Below are 16,771 nucleotides of genomic sequence, written 5' to 3' on the forward strand. Positions count from 1 at the left end.
AGCAATCAGATGGTGACTGCTCCGGAGGCGGTCTCGAACGTGACGGACAGGATGCCGGGGGTCCCGTGCGGAGCTACCCAGTCCACGGCGACGTCCTCAAGCGGCTTCTCCACCGGTTCGCCCAGCCATTCGGTCACCCGTGCAGCGGAACCGGCGATGGTCAGGCAGGACATCTTGACATTGCTGTCGTAGGCGTTGGACGGGTGGAGGGCGGGATCGCCTTCCCACTTGAGCATGTACGGGACCTGCGGGTCCGCGATCAGGCCCAGGATGCCGATCTGCTTCCAGACCAGTTCGCGGCCGTCGGGAAACTTGCGGTTTCCGTTGACCGCGGACCGGCCGAGGCGTGCTTCGAAGGGGGCGAGGTCGTCAACTTCGACGCACCACCCCATCCAGCCGCCGCCGGCAGCGGAGCGTGCCCGGACTGCCTGTCCGAACGGTGCCTTGTCCGATGCCGGGTGGTCAAGCACCTCGACTACTTCCAGATATTTGTGCCCCGCGAGAGGGATGATCATGTTCCGGGTTCCGAAACGGGGGTGCACTCCACCCTTTACGGCTTCAACGCCGAGGGCGGACGAAATACGTTCGGTGGTGGCAGCCAGGCCATCGTGTTCACAGGCGTAAGAGACGTGATCCATGCGCATGCCCTCATCTTGGCACTTTGTGATCGGGCTCTCAGCTAAGGGTAACCTTACCAACTTTGGAGTGCGTCACGAGTGGACATCGGGCTTTCCATCACCCCCGGGAAGAGCGCCGGGTGACCATGTTCGTCACAATGCTGTTGCGCGCCGTCGAACGGTTCCTACACTGAACGCAGGTCATGAGCGCCAGCGCCAAGCCCCGGCTCGCTGGCCGGCAACCCTCCATCCGCGGTGGGGTGCCCCGGGTGAGGACCTGGCTGCCCGGCAACGGCCGGGCGGCAAGCGCGGCCCGTGGTGCTCCCAGCATGCCGGGCCCATGTCAAAGGAGCCTTGAATGTCCGACGGATGGTCTTTTGAAACCCGCCAGATCCACGCCGGCCAGGAGCCGGACAGCGCCACAGGGGCGCGTGCCCTCCCGATCTACCAGACGACGTCGTTCGTCTTCCCGAGTGCCGAAAGCGCCGCCAACCGCTTCGCGCTCGCAGAATTGGCCCCGATCTATACGCGGATCGGCAACCCCACCCAGGACGCCGTGGAGCAACGGATCGCCAGCCTGGAAGGCGGGTTGGCTGCCCTCCTGTTGAGCTCGGGGCAGGCGGCCGAAACCTTCGCCATCCTCAATATCGCCGAAGCCGGGGACCATGTGGTGGCAAGCCCCAGCCTTTATGGCGGCACGTACAACCTGCTGGGGTACACGCTGAAGAAGTTCGGCATCTCGGTGACGTTCGTGGAGGACCCGGATAACCTGGACCAGTGGCGCGAGGCCGTCCGCCCGAACACCAAACTGTTCTTTGCCGAGGTCGTGTCCAACCCGCGCCAGGATGTCCTCGATATCGAAGGGGTGTCCCGGACCGCCCACGAGGCCGGCGTTCCGTTGGTGGTGGACAATACGCTCTCCACGCCGTACCTCATACGCCCGCTGGAGTGGGGCGCCGATATTGTGGTCCACTCGGCCACCAAATACCTTGGCGGACACGGATCGGCGATCGCGGGGGTGATCGTGGACTCCGGCAACTTCGACTTCGGTCAAGACCCGGAGAGGTTCCCTGGTTTCAACACCCCGGATCCCACCTACAACGGCCTGGTCTATGCCCGTGACCTTGGCGCCGGCGGCGCCTTGGGCGCCAATCTGTCCTACATCCTCAAAGCCCGCGTCCAGCTCCTCCGAGACCTTGGCTCCGCAGTATCGCCCTTCAACGCGTTCCTCATCGCCCAGGGCCTGGAGACGCTGAGCTTGCGGGTGGAGCGGCACGTTGAGAACGCTGTTGCGGTGGCGCAGTGGCTGGAAGCCCGTGACGACGTCGAGTCGGTCGCGTACGCGGGGCTGCCTTCGAGCCCCTGGTACGAGCGCGGACGCAAGTACGGCCCCAAGGGCACAGGAGCCGTGGTGGCCTTCAACCTGGCCGGCGGGGCCGAGGCGGGCAAGCGGTTTGTGGACGCCTTGGAGCTCCACAGCCATGTGGCGAACATCGGCGACGTCAGGTCACTGGTCATCCACCCTGCGTCCACCACCCATAGCCAGCTCTCCCCGGAGCAGCAGGCAGTTGCGGGCGTTACGCCGGGTCTGGTCCGCCTCTCCGTGGGCATCGAACACATCGATGACATCCTGGCGGACCTGGAGGCAGGTTTCCGGGCGGCCAAGGCGGCTCTCTAAGGCGGTTTCAGCGCCGGATTCCCGGCCCCGGGAGTCCGGCGCCCGGCAGGAGAGGCATTGTGGAGTCACAAACCAGTCACACTCTTAGCCAGATCCGGGGCTGGTTTCGTACACTCGGAGAAGGTCATGAGTGCCAGCGACAGCCCCGGCTTGCTGGCCGGCAACCCTCCTTTCGCGGCGGGGTGCCCCGGGTGAAGACCTGGCCTGCCGGTCATTCGACGGCGGGCAAGCGCGTAGAAAAGGTCTCCACATGACGATTACCGTCTCCCGTACCGCAGTACCCGAAAACGGCGTGGTCCGTTACGCCAGCATCGGCGGCCTTGAACTAGAAGCGGGCGGATACCTGCCCGAGGTCACGCTCGCCTATGAAACGTGGGGAACGCTCAATGAGGACGGCTCCAACGCCGTCCTCATTGAGCACGCCCTGACCGGCAGCACGCACGTGACACGCGGTGACAGCGACGAGCCGGGCTGGTGGGAGCAACTTGCCGGTCCGGGCGCGCCGGTGGACACGGACAGGTTCTTTGTGGTGTCCATCAACATTGTTGGCGGCTGCTACGGTTCCACAGGGCCGTCCTCGCCTGCTCCCGACGGCCGGCCCTGGGGTTCCCGCTTTCCGCTGGTGACCCTCCGTGACAGCACCGCAGCCGAGGCCCGGTTGGCGGACCAGCTGGGCATCCGGAGCTGGTACGCGGTGCTGGGCGGTTCCATGGGCGGTGCCCGTGCCTTGGAGTGGGCGCTCATTTACCCCGAACGGGTGGAGCGTTGCGCCGTGATCTCGATCGGTGCCGCCAGCACCGCCGAGCAGATCGCCTTTGCGCAGGCCCAGACGCTCGCCATCCGCCAGGACGCCAACTTCAACGGCGGCGACTACTATGGAGGGCCTTTCCCGGAGGACGGGCTGGCCCTGGCGCGGCGGATCGCCCACATCACCTATCGATCAGCCCAGGAGTTCGATGGGCGGTTCGGGCGGACGGCCCAGACTCCCGAAACGCCGCTGCGGGCAGCCGCGCTGGGGGACCGTGGGCGCTACCAGGTGGAGAGTTACCTTGACCACCAGGGCAGCAAGCTTGTCCGCCGCTTTGATGCCAACAGCTACATCGCCATCACCGAGGCCCTCATGAGCCACGACGTCTGCCGGGGGAGGGGAACCCTCAGCGAAACCCTGGCGAGGGCCTCCGCAAAGTTCTTTGTTGCCGCGGTGGACTCGGACCGTCTTTACTTCCCGTCGCAGTCGCAGGAGCTCGCCGCCGCGCTTCCGGGAGCCGTGGATGTCCACGTTATCGAAGCGCCCATTGGCCATGACGGCTTCCTGACCGAGATCGGCCAGCTGGGCAGCCAACTCCGGAAGAATTTCCTGGTCTGACCGGGCACCTCACGGCGCCACGAACGTTCCGGAAGCCTAGGAAGCCGGCTGGTCAGCCGTCCATGATTTCGGAGCGCCGCTTCATGTATTCGTCCACGGCCATCTCGCCGTTGCTGTACTGCTGGTCCAGTTCCGCGAGTTTGCGGGCCCGGTAGCCCTGGGGGGCCGACGGCGGCGGGGGAGTTGCAGGGGCGGCAGGCTTTTGCGGTGCCTCCGCTGCCTGGCCCGGCACAGGCTGGCCGTAGGGCGGGAACTGCTGGTCTGCGGGCGGCACTGGCATCATGGGCGGCAGCGGCTGGCTGGGCGGCAGGGGCTGCGGGCCGTTGATCTGGCGGAATCCGCCGCTCATGTAATCCTGCTGCGTGTAGCCGTCCCGCGGCTGGCGGCTCTGCGGCCCGGGGAACTGGCCCCCGCCCGGAAACTGGTCGGGGTAACGGCCGGAAAAGCTCTGGTCCTGGTTCCGCTTGTTGACGGATTTCCGGTACATCCGCATCGCCATCGGAATCAGGAACGACAAAATGATGATCCAGAAGAACAAGCTGTTCACGGTGTAACGCCTCTCATGTGTGTCCTTCCAGCTTAGCCCCGGACGGCACCCGGACCGTCGGGATGCCCAGGAAAGCCGCGTACCTGTCCACGGCGTCGCCGATGGCAACGTCCAGCGCAGAGCCCGGTGCCGGATCGGTGGAGGCGAACAGCCGGATATCCAGTTCGCAGCGGCCCGAAAGCAGTGTGTGCCGCCAGGAGCCCGCCATCCGACCGTCCAGCAGCACCACGTGCATCAGCGCACCGTCGACAGGAAGCGCCGGGGCGGAGCCGCCCAGGTAGTGCCTTGTTGCGGAATAGCCCATCACATATTCGTCGTAGCACTGGATAAGGTCGATCCGAGGTCCGCTGGGCTGGCTGCCGGTCTCGTCACCGGAGCCGCCAGGCCCGGCATTGTGATAGAACACCACGCCGTCAATCGCCGTTGTGCCGAGGGCCCCGGGATCCCGGTCCAGGGCAAGAAGCACGCCCTGCCGGACATCGGCCATCGTGAGCCCCGACCAGTCGGCGCAATCTTTGACCGTCGCGGGGCCGCGGCTCGTGAAATACCGCACGGCGAGTTCGGCCAGCGCGTCTTCCCGGGTGGGAGCCCTCTCTGGTCCCGCTGGGACCCGCTCATCAAAGTGGGCGTAGGTCTGCTTCAGAGCACCGCCCCGGCTCCGCACCGGCGAACCACTCACCAGCACGCCGCTGATTTCGGCGTGCATGATCAGGTAGGCGAGTTCCAGTCCTTTTCCCGCGTAGCCGGCAGACTGAAGAGTGGCCGCGAGCTGTTCCCGGGTCTTGTGGTTTCCGCCGGCGACGGCCCTGGCCAGCACCTCCCCGCTGCGGGCGGCCACGGCGGCGTCGATGCCGGTGCGGCGGTACATGCCGGCATTGCCCTGGTGGAGCCGGGGCGCGGACAGTGCCAGCAGCCACCGCAGATCGTCCCGGTGGACAAAATGCCAGGTGGGCCGGAGGATATGCGTGCGCAGGATCCGGCCGGCTGCCACGGCCTCCTCGACGTCCGCGGCCGTTGCGGCTGGCCCTCCATCGGTGGAATGGTCCAGGTCCCCGAAAGTGTGCTGCGAGGCGCGCTGCGCCAGGCTCCAGCGGGCGTACGGAAATTCCTGTGCCTGCACGGCCAGCAGCTTGCGCAGGGCAGCCTCGGGAGATTCCGCAGCCGGTCCCCGGAGCATCTGGGACTGGAGACGCAGCCGCACCACCGTATCCGGTTCCATGGCCATCCCCCGTTGCACCCTGCCGGCCCCGGGCCGTTCCGCCGCTAGTGCCGGCCCGCGTCGGTGGAACCGAGCGGACCTTCACCGGATCCCAAGGGGACGCCCGGACCGAACACGGGTCCCGGCGTCGGGCGCTTAGCGGTGATCCCATCGCCGGAAGAACGGTGACGGAGCCTCCGCACTACCCACGGCACAAAGTATTCGCGTGCCCACACAAGGTCCCCGGTGCGGGCCTCACGCCAGGTGCGGGGCGGCAGCGGCTTGGGCTGCAGCGGCTCCAGTGTGTGGCTGACGTTGAGTGCGTCCAGGACCATGGCCGCGATGGTGTGGTGTCCCAGGGGAGAGAAGTGCAGCCGGTCCTCGTCCCACATCTGCGGGTCGCTGAGCTGCCGCAGGGACCACATGTCGGCGATGATGGCGTCATGCCGGGCCGCGACGGTCCGCAGGTTCTCGTTATAGATGGCCACCTTGCTGCGGACCCGGCCCAGGACTGACGACCCGGTGTCCGGGCCGTTGAAGAGCACCACCGTGGCTCCGCCCATGCCGAGGATCTGCACTACCGAATCGAGCTTCTCCGCGAGGGCGTCGGGGTCGCCGCCGGGCCGGATGAGGTCGTTCCCGCCGGCTGACAGCGTCACGAGGTCAGGCTTCAGGGCAAGGCACGGTGCCAGCTGCTGGTCCACGATCTGCTGGAGGAGCCTGCCCCGCACGGCGAGGTTGGCGTAGGCGAAATCCTGCTGGCCGCGGCCCAGTTCTTCCGCCACGCGGTCAGCCCAGCCCCGGTAGCCGCCGGGGCGGGACGGTTCGGGGTCGCCGATCCCCTCCGTAAAGGAGTCGCCCATGGCCACATAGCGGGTCCAGGGATGGGATTCCACAGCGGAAGGCGGGTTCTGCATGGCTTTGGCTTCACTCACGGTCCTATCCTGCCTGTTCGTTCTCAAGCTACGCCAACGTAGGTTGTTACCGTCGGGTAACTGTAAGAATGGAAACCATGACTGAAGCCGAAGTATTTCCTGCCCCTGTTGTTTTGTGGTCCCAGCCCGAGGACCAGCGCGACGGAAAGCCGTTGCTGGTGCTGCTGCACGGGTACGGCGCCAACGAGCAGGATCTCCTCAGCCTTGCAGACATGCTGCCGGCTGACTTTGCGGTGGCTTCGGTGCGTGCTCCGATGGCCATGGGGCCGGGCTTTACCTGGTTCCCGCTGACGGCGTCGATCGACTACTCCCTGGACGCCGTGAAGAGGGCCTCCGGCTACCTACTGGAATGGATTGATGCCATCAAGGTTGGCCATCCCTCGGTGACGCTGCTCGGCTTCTCCATGGGCATGGCCATGGCTACCACGCTGCTGCGGCAGCGCCCCACTGACTTCGCAGCCGTCGTCGGCCTTTCCGGCTTTGCGATTGACGCGGGCGATGATCCCACGTTCCGCGACTCCGAACTGGATGGCAGCATCCCCATGTTCTGGGGCCGAGACCAGCAGGACCCTGTGATCACCCCGGACAAGATCGACTTCACCATGGGCTGGGTCCGCAAGCACGTGAAGCTCACCAAGGTGCTGTACACGGGCATGTGGCACGGCATCAACCAGCAGGAGATCGGGCACGTGTCAGAGTTCCTGACGCACGAGGTCCTGAAGAAGTAAGGATTACTGAGCCAGAAAGCTGACGACGGCGGCGGGCGGCCGCAGTGTCCGGCCCGCCGCACGCCGTCGGGAATATCAGGCCTGCGGCGCGACGACCTTCACGGTCTGACCGTTGACGGTGACGGTGTCGCCGTTGTGCAGCTGGCGCCCGCGGCGGTCATCTATATCCCCGTTGACTTTGACGAGACCGTTCTTGATCAGCTCGGCTGCCTCCACGCCGTCCTCCACGAGGCTGGCAAGCTTCAGGAGCTGGCCGAGGCGGATCATGCTGTCGCGGATGGGGATCTCTTCAATATCCGGGTTGCTCATACAAGCAATGATGCCTGACGTAAGGTGAATTCAATGACCCACACCCCCCGGCTGCCGTTGCTGGCAGGCCTTCCGATGGCAGTCGGAGCAGGCCTGGCCATCCCGGTCCAGGGAAGGATCAACGGCGCCCTCGGTGCCAGGCTCAATGACGGGATCGCCGCGTCCGTGGTGAGTTTCAGCACAGGCCTGGTCCTGATGGTGCTGATTTCGCTGGTCCTGCCTAAGGGGCGCGCTGGCCTGGCGAGGATCGTTCCCGCCGTCCGCAGCCGCGCCTTTCCTCCCGTTTATGTCCTGGCCGGAGGGATCGGGGCACTGTTCGTCTTCGCCCAGTCCTTCACGGTCGGGCTCCTGGGCGTTGCCCTGTTCACTGTGGCCACCGTGACCGGCCAGACCCTGAGCGGCCTGCTGGTGGACCGTCTGGGCATCGGCCCTGCCGGCAAGAAGCCGGTGACCGGCATCCGGATCATCGGTTGCGTCCTGACCATCGCCGCTGTGGCTTGGGCTGTGTCCCCGCGGTTCGCAGCGGGGTCCGGGTCCGGTACAGCGTCCGACGGCGGCCCCGCCGCCTTGCTGCTGCCGCTCCTGCTCCCCGTGGCGGCGGGTTTCCTGATGAGCTTCCAGCAGGCCATGAACGGAACCGCCACTGTCCACTACGGCACGCCCATCGCCGCGACGCTGGTCAACTTCGTGGCAGGCACTGTGGTGCTGTGGACCGCCTGGGGAATCAAGGTTGCGCTGGCAGGGCCGGGAAGCCCGCTGCCGGGGGAGTGGTGGTACTACGTCGGCGGACCCATGGGCTGCGTGTTCATCGGACTCGGTGCTCTTCTGGTCCGCAGCCTCGGGGTCCTGGTCACCGGGCTTGGCATGATCGCCGGGCAACTGCTGGGTTCCCTTGGCCTTGACCTCCTGGTCCCAGCTCCGGGTACCATCGTGGCGCCCGCCACCGTGCTGGGCACCATCCTCACGTTGGCCGCCATCGTCTTGGCCACACTGCCCTGGCCCCGGGGCGCCTTCCGGAGGTAGCGGCCGGTAGGCTAGGACACGCAGCTTTCTGCAATGTTTCCTTCGCCCGCCCCGCCCGGCCACCAGAGGTGTTTCGCCCACGGTGATCCCGGGGGCCAGATAACCCGCGGACCGCACCCAGCGGCCCTGTAGAAATTGGAGTTCCACCATGGCACCAAAATCCGTTCTCGATCAGGTCATTTCCCTCTCCAAACGGAGGGGCTTCGTGTTCCAGGCCGGTGAGATCTACGGTGGTTCACGTTCTGCCTGGGACTACGGGCCCCTTGGTGCCGAGTTGAAGGAAAACATCAAGCGCCAGTGGTGGCAGTCCATGGTCCGCGGCCGTGAGGACGTAGTTGGCCTGGACTCGTCCGTCATCCTTCCCCGCCAGGTCTGGGAAGCCTCCGGCCACGTTGACGTCTTCTCCGATCCGCTGGTGGAGTGCCTGTCCTGCCACAAGCGCTACCGCGCGGACCACCTCGAGGAAGAATACGAGGAAAAGAAGGGCCGCCCGGCCGAAAACGGCCTGAAGGACATCGCCTGCGCCAACTGCGGCACCCGCGGCGAATGGACCGAACCGCAGGAATTCTCCGGCCTCCTCAAAACCTTCCTGGGCCCCGTCGCCAGCGACGAAGGCCTGCACTACCTGCGCCCGGAAACCGCGCAGGGCATCTTCGTGAATTTCAACAACGTCCTCACCACCTCGCGCAAGAAGCCACCGTTCGGCATCGGCCAGATCGGCAAGTCCTTCCGCAACGAGATCACGCCCGGAAACTTCATTTTCCGCACCCGTGAATTCGAGCAGATGGAAATGGAATTCTTCGTAGAGCCCGGCACGGACGAGGAATGGCACCAGTACTGGATGAAGGAGCGTATGTCCTGGTATACCGGCCTGGGCATCCGTGAGGACAACCTGCGGTTCTTCGAGCACCCGCTGGAGAAGCTCAGCCACTATTCCAAGGGCACCACGGACATCGAATACCGCTTTGGCTTCCAGGGCTCGGAATGGGGCGAGCTCGAGGGCATCGCCAACCGTACGGACTTTGACCTCTCCACCCATGCCAAGGCCTCCGGCACGGACCTGAGCTACTTCAACCAGGCCACCAACGAGCGCTACACGCCCTACGTGATCGAGCCCGCCGCCGGCCTCACCCGCTCGTTCATGGCGTTCCTGATCGACGCCTACACCGAAGACGAGGCACCCAATGCCAAGGGCGGCGTCGACGTCCGCACCGTCCTGAAGCTGGATCCGCGCCTTGCCCCGGTCAAGGCAGCCGTGCTGCCGCTGAGCCGCAATGAGGACCTGTCGCCGAAGGCCAAGGACCTTGGCACGCAGCTGCGCAAGAACTGGAACATCGACTTCGACGACGCCGGCGCGATCGGCCGCCGGTACCGCCGCCAGGACGAGATCGGCACCCCGTTCTGCATCACCGTGGACTTCGACACACTGGACGACCACGCCGTGACCATCCGCGAGCGGGACACCATGACGCAGGAACGCGTGTCCCTGGACAAGGTGGAAGGCTACCTGGCCGCCCGCCTGATCGGCGCCTGAGCATGGCCATCGAATACCGCGAGTGGCGGGAGGGCGATGACCTCGCGCTCCTGGAAATCTGGGGCGATCCGGAAACCTTCCAGGCCGGCCAGTTCCGCGGCGCCCTGACGGTTTCCTCAGCAGGTACGGATGGGACTCCCTGGCGCCGGACCATCGTGGCCGAGGACGTCATTGACGGCGTCGGCATTCCGGTGGCGGCAGGCGTGGTTTACGAGGCTTCGCTGCATCCTGAACGCCTGTGGGCTTACATCGAAGTGGCGCGGGACCACCGCCGGTCAGGCATCGGTGCCACGCTCCTGACCATGCTCCGCCGCGAAGCCGAACACGCGCCGTCGGGCGTTACCAAGCTCCGCGCGAAGGTCCAGCCCGGCAGCCCCGGGGCCGCGTTCGCCGAAGCCTTCGGACTGTCGCCCATCCAGCGTTCCCGGCTGGTGGTAGTGGAACCCGGCGCCCTGAAGCTGCCGGTTTTTCCGGCCAAGGACGACGGCGGCCGGCCCGCCAACGACGAAAACGCCGGCTCCGACGTTGTCATGGATCTCGCTACCGGGTCCGTCGAGCTGACCGATGTGGTGGGGCGGTACTACACGTCCATCCACGACTGGGATTCACCGGGCGTGCTGTCCATGGGGCAGGTGCAGAAGCTTTTCCTTGACGACCTCACCGGCGCCCACGGTGCGATCGTGCTGCGGGCCGAGCCGGAGTCCGCCTTTGGCTCTGGGGTTGCGCCCAGCAAGAAAGGCAGGATCCGCGCCTTTGCAGTGAGCTATGCCGAGGCTGCACAGGACCCGCTGGCCCAGGAAGGTTCCGCACCTGGTTCGGCGGCCACGGACGTCTTTGTTGGGCATGATCCGGCCCTTGACGCCGCCGACGCCGCTGAAGCGGTCCGCGACCTGCTCTCACTCATCGCGTACCAGCACCCGGTCATGCTGGAACTGGACGACTCCATGACGGCCCTGCGTGCCGCCGTCGAGCCTTTGCTGGACAGCGGCAAGGCGCGGCAGGCCGGTGCGGAAACGCTGATCGTCTCGGACTGACCCGCCCTTCCCAACTAGGTAGCAGCAGATGTCGTTATGAGCCCTCAAAACGACACCTGCTGCTACCTACTTGGGGGCGTCACCGTCGCTTCGGCGGCCAGGGGATGAACCCGCTGGTGGACTCGACGTACTCGCGGTAGCCCGGACGGCCGGACATGGCCTTCTCGGTCAGGGGCTTGCCCGTCTTGCCCGCCAGCGTCCACACCATCAGGGCTGGTGAGAGCAGCGTCAGTGCGCCCGGCCAGGACTCGGCAACAATGAGGAACAGGCCAGTCCAGACCGCGGCGTCACCGAAGTAGTTGGGGTGCCGCGTGTAGCGCCAGAGGCCCGAGTCCAGCACGGTCCCCCGGCGGGACGGGTCGTTCTTGAACTGCGCCAGCTGCCAGTCGCCCACCGTCTCGAAAACGAAGCCGGTCAGCCAGAACATGACTCCCAGCGCTGCCAGCCACCCCGCAGGGCCTGTGGAGAACATTCCCACCTGGAGGGTGAGGGAGACAAAGAACATGACCACGCCCTGGGGCAGGTAGACACGTCGGAGCGCATAGACGTTGCGCGAATGCGGCGCCGCGTCCAGCATCGCCTTGTACCTGGGGTCTTCGTGGCCGTCGCGTGCGCGCCAGCCGATGTGCGTGCCCAGGCGGAGTCCCCAGATGGCCGTCAGGACCAGCAGGAGCAGCCGCCTCAGGTCATCGCCGGAGCTGGCGGAGAGAAACCAGGACACTGCAGCAACCGCCACAAAACCCGGTCCCCAGGCGACGTCCATGACGGAATGCCTGTCCTGCCGGACGGCCACGGCGAACGTAACGGCCAGGACCAGGACAACGGCCAAGGCCGTCCAGGGGAGCGAAGCCACGAATTCCGGCCACGGAAAAGGGCTCACAAGGTGACCTGTACCGATGATGCGGGCAACAGTTCATCCAGTGTCCTCGACGAAATGGGGCCCGCCCCGGTTGCCTCGGCAAAGGCCTTCATGATGAAGCCTGTCGCCAAGGCATGCCATAAGCGGACCCGCCGGAACATAAAGTGCCCCGCCCCCCTGAGGGTCACGTACTGCATGGACGCGGCCTCACCGGTTGCGCGGCGGGCAAACTTAAGCGACTCCGAGGGGCTGGTCCAGCGGTCGGTGGTCCCGTGGACGATCAATACCTTTTTCCCTGCAACCCGGGAGGAGGGCGTCGCGCCGCTGAGCCAGGGTGCGAGGGCAACTACGGCTGCCACCTGGGGATCGTCGGCCGCTGATACGGCGGTCAGCCCTCCCATGGAGTGGCCCAGCAGGAACACCGGGACGCCCGGGTGTTGCTGCCTGATCTGCTCCAGCGCCCACCGGGCATCCTGCAGGGGCGTCATGTCCTGGCCGTTCCAGCCCCTTGTGCTGTTTCGCAACGACCATACGGCCAGGCCATGGTCCTTGCCAGCCCGGTGCAGGTGCCTGGCAAAGGGAACCATCCGCGCCGGACTCAGGTGACGGGCCTCCACAGGTTCGAAACTGTGCGACTTGCCGCCGTGCAGTACCAGTGCCACGCCCAGGGCGGGCCCGGCAGGCTCCAGGACGCTCAGGACCGCCTGGCGGGAGGGCCCTCCTGTGGCCCCGGTGGAGTGAAGCAAGCCATGTCCCTCAGCCTTGCGCTTGGTCACGCGGTGTTCCTCCCGGTTCCTGGTGGTCCATTTATCAACCCTATGGCGCCGGACGTAGAGTTCAAGGTATGAGGTTCAACTGCTGATGGGTTCCGGTCACACCCACGTTTCACAAGGTCATTCGGAGCCGACGGCTCAAGCGATTGCTGCCCGGAGGAAAGCGAACTACATCCTCGCTGCCATCCTGGTGCCGCTCACCCTGCTGACCCTCGCCGCGATGGCCATGCTGTGGCCGTCCGGCAGCAAGGAAGGCATTTCGCTGGCAAACCCGTATTCGGCCGCGCCGGGTGTGACGTTCGACACCGGCAAAATCCAGAGCGTGGTGGTGGAGCCCTGCATGCAGGGCTCCGTGGCGCAAAACCCGGCGGACGCCAGCGGACAGGATGCCGGCCAGCCGAATTCGGGCCAGGCCGGTTCGGGCAGCCAGGGCTCAGACTGTACGTTCGCCTTCACTGAACCGGACCAGGGAGGCAGCCCCGTCAAGGTGGTCATCAACCCCGACGTCGCCGAATCCCACGGTGTGAAGCCGGGGGACCAGATCCGCTACCTCAACCTGTCCAACGCCCAAGGGGCATCCGCGGGGCAGGGTTCGCCGGCCTACATCTTCGTTGACTTCGTTCGGACCCTCCCCATTGTGCTCCTCGCCCTGCTCTATGCGGTGGTAGTGATCGCGGTAGCCAGGTGGCGAGGGCTCCGCGCCTTGATCGGACTGGTGGGTGCCTACTTTGTGCTGGTCAGCTTTATGCTTCCGGGCCTCGTGGAGGGCAAACCGCCGCTGTTGCTGGCATTGGTCGGTTCCACGGTGATCATGATCGGGGTCCTCTATTTCGCCCACGGCTTTTCGGCACGGACGTCGACGGCGTTACTGGGCACGATCTTCGGCCTCGCCATCACGGCGCTGCTGGCAGCGTGGGCCACCGACGCCGCAAACCTCGCCGGCGTGGGAAACCACGACGCCGCCACGCTGGTCAACACGTCGGCCAACATTTCCATCTCCGGGGTGATTCTGTGCGGCCTCATCATCTCGGGCCTGGGTGTCCTGAACGATGTCACCATCACACAGTCCTCGGCAGTCTGGGAACTGTACGAACTTGCGCCCGCCACCAGCGCACGCAAGCTCTTTACCTCCGCCATGAGGATTGGACGCGACCACATCGCCTCCACCGTCTACACCATTGCCTTCGCCTACGCCGGGGCAGCCCTGCCCATCCTGATCATCGTGATGCTTTACGACCGCCCGCTGGGAGACACCCTCACCAGTGCCGAGCTCTCCGAAGAAGTCATCCGGACCCTGGTCGGCTCCATCGGCCTCGTGCTCGCGATTCCCGTGACCACCCTGATCGCCGTGCTGGTGGTCAAGGCAACGGGCATCCGCAACACCGGTCTTCCGTCCGGCCACGGTGCCGGGGACCACGGTAACGGCCATGACCACGACGGCGGCCCGGTCCACAGTGTCAGCCCGGACGATGTGGACGATACCGGGGCGCTCGCGGCCGCGGCAGCCATAGCTGGAGAAACGCGGACTGCTGAAGCGGGGACGGCAAGAACGCGCGTGGCAGAGACGGGGACCGCAGAAACACGGCGGGGCCGCCGGGCAGACCGCCGCTGACTGGAAGGCGCTACGCCCGCGGTGACAGCGGCTGCGCGGAGGTGCCGCCCCGATTTGCCCGGCTTTGCGACAATGGACAGGTGACTGTTACTGCAACGCCTCCCGCCCCCAAGCTGGAACTCCCGCCCCTGAAGCTGGGTCCCATCACAGTGGACACCCCCGTGATCCTGGCTCCCATGGCGGGCATCACCAACTCCGCTTTCCGACGCTTGTGCCGTGAATACGGTGGCGGCATGTACGTGGCGGAGATGGTCACCTCCCGCGCCCTCGTGGAGCGCACCCCTGAATCACTGCGCATCATCTCCCATGACGACGACGAAAAAGTCCGCTCTGTGCAGTTGTACGGCGTTGACCCGGTAACGGTGGGCGCCGCAGTGCGAATGCTGGTGGAGGAGGACCGAGCGGACCACATCGACCTGAACTTCGGCTGCCCTGTTCCGAAGGTGACCCGGCGCGGCGGCGGCTCGGCCCTGCCCTGGAAGATCGACCTCTTCACCTCGATCGTGCAGACCGCAGTGAAGGAAGCTTCCAAAGGCAACGTGCCGCTGACCATCAAGATGCGCAAGGGCATCGACGAGGACCACCTGACGTACCTCGACGCCGGCCGGATTGCGCGCGATGCCGGCGTCGCCGCCGTCGCACTCCACGGCCGCACCGCGGCTCAGTTCTATTCCGGCCAGGCAGACTGGTCCGCCATCGCGCGGCTCCGCGAGGCGTTGCCGGACATCCCCGTGCTGGGCAACGGCGATATCTGGTCCGCCGAGGACGCCGTGCGCATGGTCCGGGAGACCGGGGTTGACGGCGTGGTGGTGGGCCGTGGCTGCCAGGGGCGGCCCTGGCTTTTCGGGGACCTCCAGGCGGCGTTCGAAGGCAGTGATACCAGGCACAAGCCCAACCTCCGCCAGGTAGCTGAAGGAGTGTACCGCCATGCGGAACTGATGGTGGAGACCTTCGGCGACGAGGGCAAGGCCCTGCGCGAGATCCGCAAGCACATGGCCTGGTACTTCAAGGGCTATGTGGTGGGCGGGGAGCTGCGCACGCGGCTGGCCCTGGTGACCAGCCTGCAGGTGCTGCGCGAGACACTGGCTGAACTGGACCATGATTCGCCGTACCCCGGAGTGGACGCCGAAGGCCCGCGCGGCCGTGCCGGATCACCCAAAAAGCCGGCGCTGCCCAAGGACTGGCTTGAATCCCGCGCGCTCAACGACGCCCAGTCCCAGGACATCGCGGCTGCGGAACTGGATGTTTCCGGTGGCTGAAACCCGCACCACGGCACCGGTTCTCCCCGGCTACGAACCCCATGATTCCGCCCGCTGGGTGGAGGAACCGCCCAAATCCACTTACCGCTCCGACTTCGAGCGGGACCGCGCCCGGGTGCTGCACTCATCGGCGCTGCGGCGCCTGGGCGCCAAAACCCAGGTGGTGGCACCTGACACGGACGACTTCGTGAGGACCCGCCTGACCCACAGCCTCGAAGTCGCCCAGGTTGGCCGTGAACTCGGCCGCGCCCTGGGCTGCGACCCGGACGTGGTGGACACCGCCTGCCTCAGCCACGACCTCGGCCACCCGCCCTTCGGTCACAACGGCGAGTCCGCGCTGAATGAGGTGGCGCACGCCATTGGCGGCTTCGAAGGCAATGCCCAGACACTCCGCCTGCTCACCCGGCTCGAGCCCAAGGTCCTGGCCACGGACGGCCGCCCGGCCGGCCTGAACCTCACCAGGGCCAGCCTGGACGCCGCCGCGAAGTATCCGTGGTCTGCCTTGGACGCACCGGTGATCCATGGGCAGCGCACCAGCAAGTTTGGCGCCTACGAGGACGACCTCCCCATTTTCAATTGGCTGCGGGAGGGTGCGCCGGTGCGCCGGTCCTGCCTGGAAGCGCAGGTCATGGACCTGGCCGACGACATTTCGTACTCCGTGCACGATGTTGAGGACGCGATTGTGGCCGGGCACTTCCAGCTGCGCTGGATGGACAACCCGGACCACCGCGCCCGGGTAGTGGGCTACGCCAAGCAGTGGTACCTCCCGCACAACGATCCCGCTGCCATAGATGCCGCGCTCGCCCGGCTGGAAGCCACCGATGTCTGGGTGCGCGAGGCCGACGGCAGCCGCAAATCCATGGCCGCCCTGAAGAACATGACCAGCCAGCTGATCGGCCGGTTCTGCCAGAGCGCCCTGGAGACCACCCGCGCCCTGTACGGACCGGAAAACCTGACGCGGTACAACGCCGAGCTGATGGTCCCGGACGAGACGGTGATGGAAATCGCCGTGATGAAGGGCCTGGCCACCACTTTCGTGATGACCACCGAACACCGCCAGCCGATCTACGAGCGACAGCGCGAGGTGCTGCATTCCCTCGTTACGGCGCTGAGCGCCACCGGTGACCGCCACCTCGAACCCATGTTCGCGGCGGACTGGCGGGACGCGGCCGACGACGGCGCACGGCTGAGGGTGGTCATCGACCAGGTGGCGTCGCTGACCGACGGCTCGGCGCTGGCTATGTACGAACGGCTAGTGGGGAGCCTGCCGTCTCTGTGGTGACCGAGGCAACACTGCGA

General features: G+C 66.2%; 16 protein-coding genes and 2 riboswitches. Of the genes, 9 read left to right on the forward strand and 7 right to left on the reverse strand.

Translation table 11 applies throughout. The features are described 5' to 3' along the window. Positions 1-5: 5 nt before the first annotated feature. Complete coding sequence (locus tag ACLKOZ_RS10625) at positions 6-644, reverse strand: VOC family protein (protein WP_337347526.1); 639 nt, start codon at positions 642-644, stop codon at positions 6-8. A gap of 172 nt (positions 645-816) precedes the next feature. After that, a riboswitch (SAM riboswitch) is annotated at positions 817-932 on the forward strand. 43 nt (positions 933-975) lie between these two features. Here ACLKOZ_RS10625 and ACLKOZ_RS10630 point away from each other — a divergent pair. After that, entirely contained in the window at positions 976-2,295 is a 1,320-nt protein-coding gene (locus ACLKOZ_RS10630) for a bifunctional o-acetylhomoserine/o-acetylserine sulfhydrylase (protein WP_436474956.1), read from the forward strand. A 122-nt stretch (positions 2,296-2,417) separates the two neighbouring features. Then, a riboswitch (SAM riboswitch) is annotated at positions 2,418-2,533 on the forward strand. A gap of 12 nt (positions 2,534-2,545) precedes the next feature. After that, positions 2,546-3,661 (forward strand): homoserine O-acetyltransferase MetX, encoded by a 1,116-nt coding sequence (gene metX / locus ACLKOZ_RS10635; RefSeq protein ID WP_436474958.1) that lies wholly within the window; start codon positions 2,546-2,548, stop codon positions 3,659-3,661. A gap of 52 nt (positions 3,662-3,713) precedes the next feature. Here the strand turns inward: metX and ACLKOZ_RS10640 are convergent, their stop codons facing one another. Genes ACLKOZ_RS10640 through ACLKOZ_RS10650 form a run of 3 tightly spaced genes read right to left on the reverse strand, consistent with a single transcriptional unit; the run spans position 3,714 to position 6,323 of the window. Further along, on the reverse strand, positions 3,714-4,208 hold the full coding sequence (locus tag ACLKOZ_RS10640) for a hypothetical protein (RefSeq protein WP_337347529.1): 495 nt from the start codon (positions 4,206-4,208) through the stop codon (positions 3,714-3,716). A 13-nt stretch (positions 4,209-4,221) separates the two neighbouring features. Next, positions 4,222-5,427: a winged helix DNA-binding domain-containing protein gene (locus ACLKOZ_RS10645; protein WP_436474961.1), complete on the reverse strand. Its 1,206-nt coding sequence runs from the start codon at positions 5,425-5,427 to the stop codon at positions 4,222-4,224. Positions 5,428-5,471: 44 nt separating this feature from the next. Then, positions 5,472-6,323 (reverse strand): SGNH/GDSL hydrolase family protein, encoded by an 852-nt coding sequence (locus ACLKOZ_RS10650; RefSeq protein ID WP_436475157.1) that lies wholly within the window; start codon positions 6,321-6,323, stop codon positions 5,472-5,474. 95 nt (positions 6,324-6,418) lie between these two features. Here ACLKOZ_RS10650 and ACLKOZ_RS10655 point away from each other — a divergent pair, with 95 nt between their 5' ends. Continuing rightward, complete coding sequence (locus tag ACLKOZ_RS10655) at positions 6,419-7,069, forward strand: alpha/beta hydrolase (RefSeq protein ID WP_436474963.1); 651 nt, start codon at positions 6,419-6,421, stop codon at positions 7,067-7,069. A 75-nt stretch (positions 7,070-7,144) separates the two neighbouring features. Here ACLKOZ_RS10655 and ACLKOZ_RS10660 read toward each other — a convergent pair whose 3' ends face one another. Then, positions 7,145-7,378, reverse strand: coding sequence for an RNA-binding S4 domain-containing protein (locus ACLKOZ_RS10660; protein ID WP_337347532.1), 234 nt, complete (start codon positions 7,376-7,378; stop codon positions 7,145-7,147). Between the two features lie 33 nt (positions 7,379-7,411). Here ACLKOZ_RS10660 and ACLKOZ_RS10665 point away from each other — a divergent pair, with 33 nt between their 5' ends. The 3 genes from ACLKOZ_RS10665 (at position 7,412) to ACLKOZ_RS10675 (ending at position 10,969) form a co-directional block, all read left to right on the forward strand. Continuing rightward, positions 7,412-8,401 (forward strand): DMT family transporter, encoded by a 990-nt coding sequence (locus tag ACLKOZ_RS10665; protein WP_436474965.1) that lies wholly within the window; start codon positions 7,412-7,414, stop codon positions 8,399-8,401. A 148-nt stretch (positions 8,402-8,549) separates the two neighbouring features. Continuing rightward, positions 8,550-9,935 carry a glycine--tRNA ligase gene (locus ACLKOZ_RS10670; protein WP_337347534.1) on the forward strand — a complete coding sequence of 462 codons (1,386 nt, stop codon included), beginning with the start codon at positions 8,550-8,552 and terminating at the stop codon, positions 9,933-9,935. Positions 9,936-9,937: 2 nt separating this feature from the next. Continuing rightward, the gene (locus ACLKOZ_RS10675; protein WP_337352600.1) at positions 9,938-10,969 is read left to right on the forward strand and encodes a GNAT family N-acetyltransferase; all 1,032 of its coding nucleotides are present in this window, start codon (positions 9,938-9,940) and stop codon (positions 10,967-10,969) included. Positions 10,970-11,048: 79 nt separating this feature from the next. Here the strand turns inward: ACLKOZ_RS10675 and ACLKOZ_RS10680 are convergent, their stop codons facing one another. Beyond that, complete coding sequence (locus tag ACLKOZ_RS10680; protein ID WP_337352599.1) at positions 11,049-11,849, reverse strand: DUF1295 domain-containing protein; 801 nt, start codon at positions 11,847-11,849, stop codon at positions 11,049-11,051. Next, entirely contained in the window at positions 11,846-12,604 is a 759-nt protein-coding gene (locus ACLKOZ_RS10685; protein ID WP_436474967.1) for an alpha/beta hydrolase, read from the reverse strand. Before ACLKOZ_RS10685 ends, ACLKOZ_RS10680 begins: the two co-directional genes overlap by 4 nt. 85 nt (positions 12,605-12,689) lie before the next feature. Here ACLKOZ_RS10685 and ACLKOZ_RS10690 point away from each other — a divergent pair, with 85 nt between their 5' ends. From ACLKOZ_RS10690 to ACLKOZ_RS10700, 3 genes are all read left to right on the forward strand, one after another. Beyond that, entirely contained in the window at positions 12,690-14,213 is a 1,524-nt protein-coding gene (locus ACLKOZ_RS10690) for a YibE/F family protein (RefSeq protein WP_436474969.1), read from the forward strand. A gap of 80 nt (positions 14,214-14,293) precedes the next feature. Continuing rightward, complete coding sequence (gene dusB / locus ACLKOZ_RS10695; protein WP_436474971.1) at positions 14,294-15,472, forward strand: tRNA dihydrouridine synthase DusB; 1,179 nt, start codon at positions 14,294-14,296, stop codon at positions 15,470-15,472. Continuing rightward, on the forward strand, positions 15,456-16,754 hold the full coding sequence (locus ACLKOZ_RS10700; protein ID WP_436475159.1) for a deoxyguanosinetriphosphate triphosphohydrolase: 1,299 nt from the start codon (positions 15,456-15,458) through the stop codon (positions 16,752-16,754). Before dusB ends, ACLKOZ_RS10700 begins: the two co-directional genes overlap by 17 nt. Positions 16,755-16,771: the final 17 nt, after the last annotated feature.

Origin of the sequence: Arthrobacter sp. R4 (genome assembly GCF_051365025.1) — a bacterium.
Classification (GTDB): domain Bacteria; phylum Actinomycetota; class Actinomycetes; order Actinomycetales; family Micrococcaceae; genus Arthrobacter.

Bases quoted from the DNA above. Each gene is read 5' to 3' on its own strand.
- ACLKOZ_RS10625 (WP_337347526.1), bottom strand. From the start codon at position 644: ATGCGCATGGATCACGTCTCTTACGCCTGTGAACACGATGGCCTGGCT.
- ACLKOZ_RS10630 (WP_436474956.1), top strand. From the start codon at position 976: ATGTCCGACGGATGGTCTTTTGAAACCCGCCAGATCCACGCCGGCCAG.
- metX (WP_436474958.1), top strand. From the start codon at position 2,546: ATGACGATTACCGTCTCCCGTACCGCAGTACCCGAAAACGGCGTGGTC.
- ACLKOZ_RS10645 (WP_436474961.1), bottom strand. From the start codon at position 5,427: ATGGAACCGGATACGGTGGTGCGGCTGCGTCTCCAGTCCCAGATGCTC.
- ACLKOZ_RS10650 (WP_436475157.1), bottom strand. From the start codon at position 6,323: ATGCAGAACCCGCCTTCCGCTGTGGAATCCCATCCCTGGACCCGCTAT.
- ACLKOZ_RS10655 (WP_436474963.1), top strand. From the start codon at position 6,419: ATGACTGAAGCCGAAGTATTTCCTGCCCCTGTTGTTTTGTGGTCCCAG.
- ACLKOZ_RS10660 (WP_337347532.1), bottom strand. From the start codon at position 7,378: ATGAGCAACCCGGATATTGAAGAGATCCCCATCCGCGACAGCATGATC.
- ACLKOZ_RS10665 (WP_436474965.1), top strand. From the start codon at position 7,412: ATGACCCACACCCCCCGGCTGCCGTTGCTGGCAGGCCTTCCGATGGCA.
- ACLKOZ_RS10670 (WP_337347534.1), top strand. From the start codon at position 8,550: ATGGCACCAAAATCCGTTCTCGATCAGGTCATTTCCCTCTCCAAACGG.
- ACLKOZ_RS10675 (WP_337352600.1), top strand. From the start codon at position 9,938: ATGGCCATCGAATACCGCGAGTGGCGGGAGGGCGATGACCTCGCGCTC.
- ACLKOZ_RS10690 (WP_436474969.1), top strand. From the start codon at position 12,690: ATGGGTTCCGGTCACACCCACGTTTCACAAGGTCATTCGGAGCCGACG.
- ACLKOZ_RS10700 (WP_436475159.1), top strand. From the start codon at position 15,456: ATGTTTCCGGTGGCTGAAACCCGCACCACGGCACCGGTTCTCCCCGGC.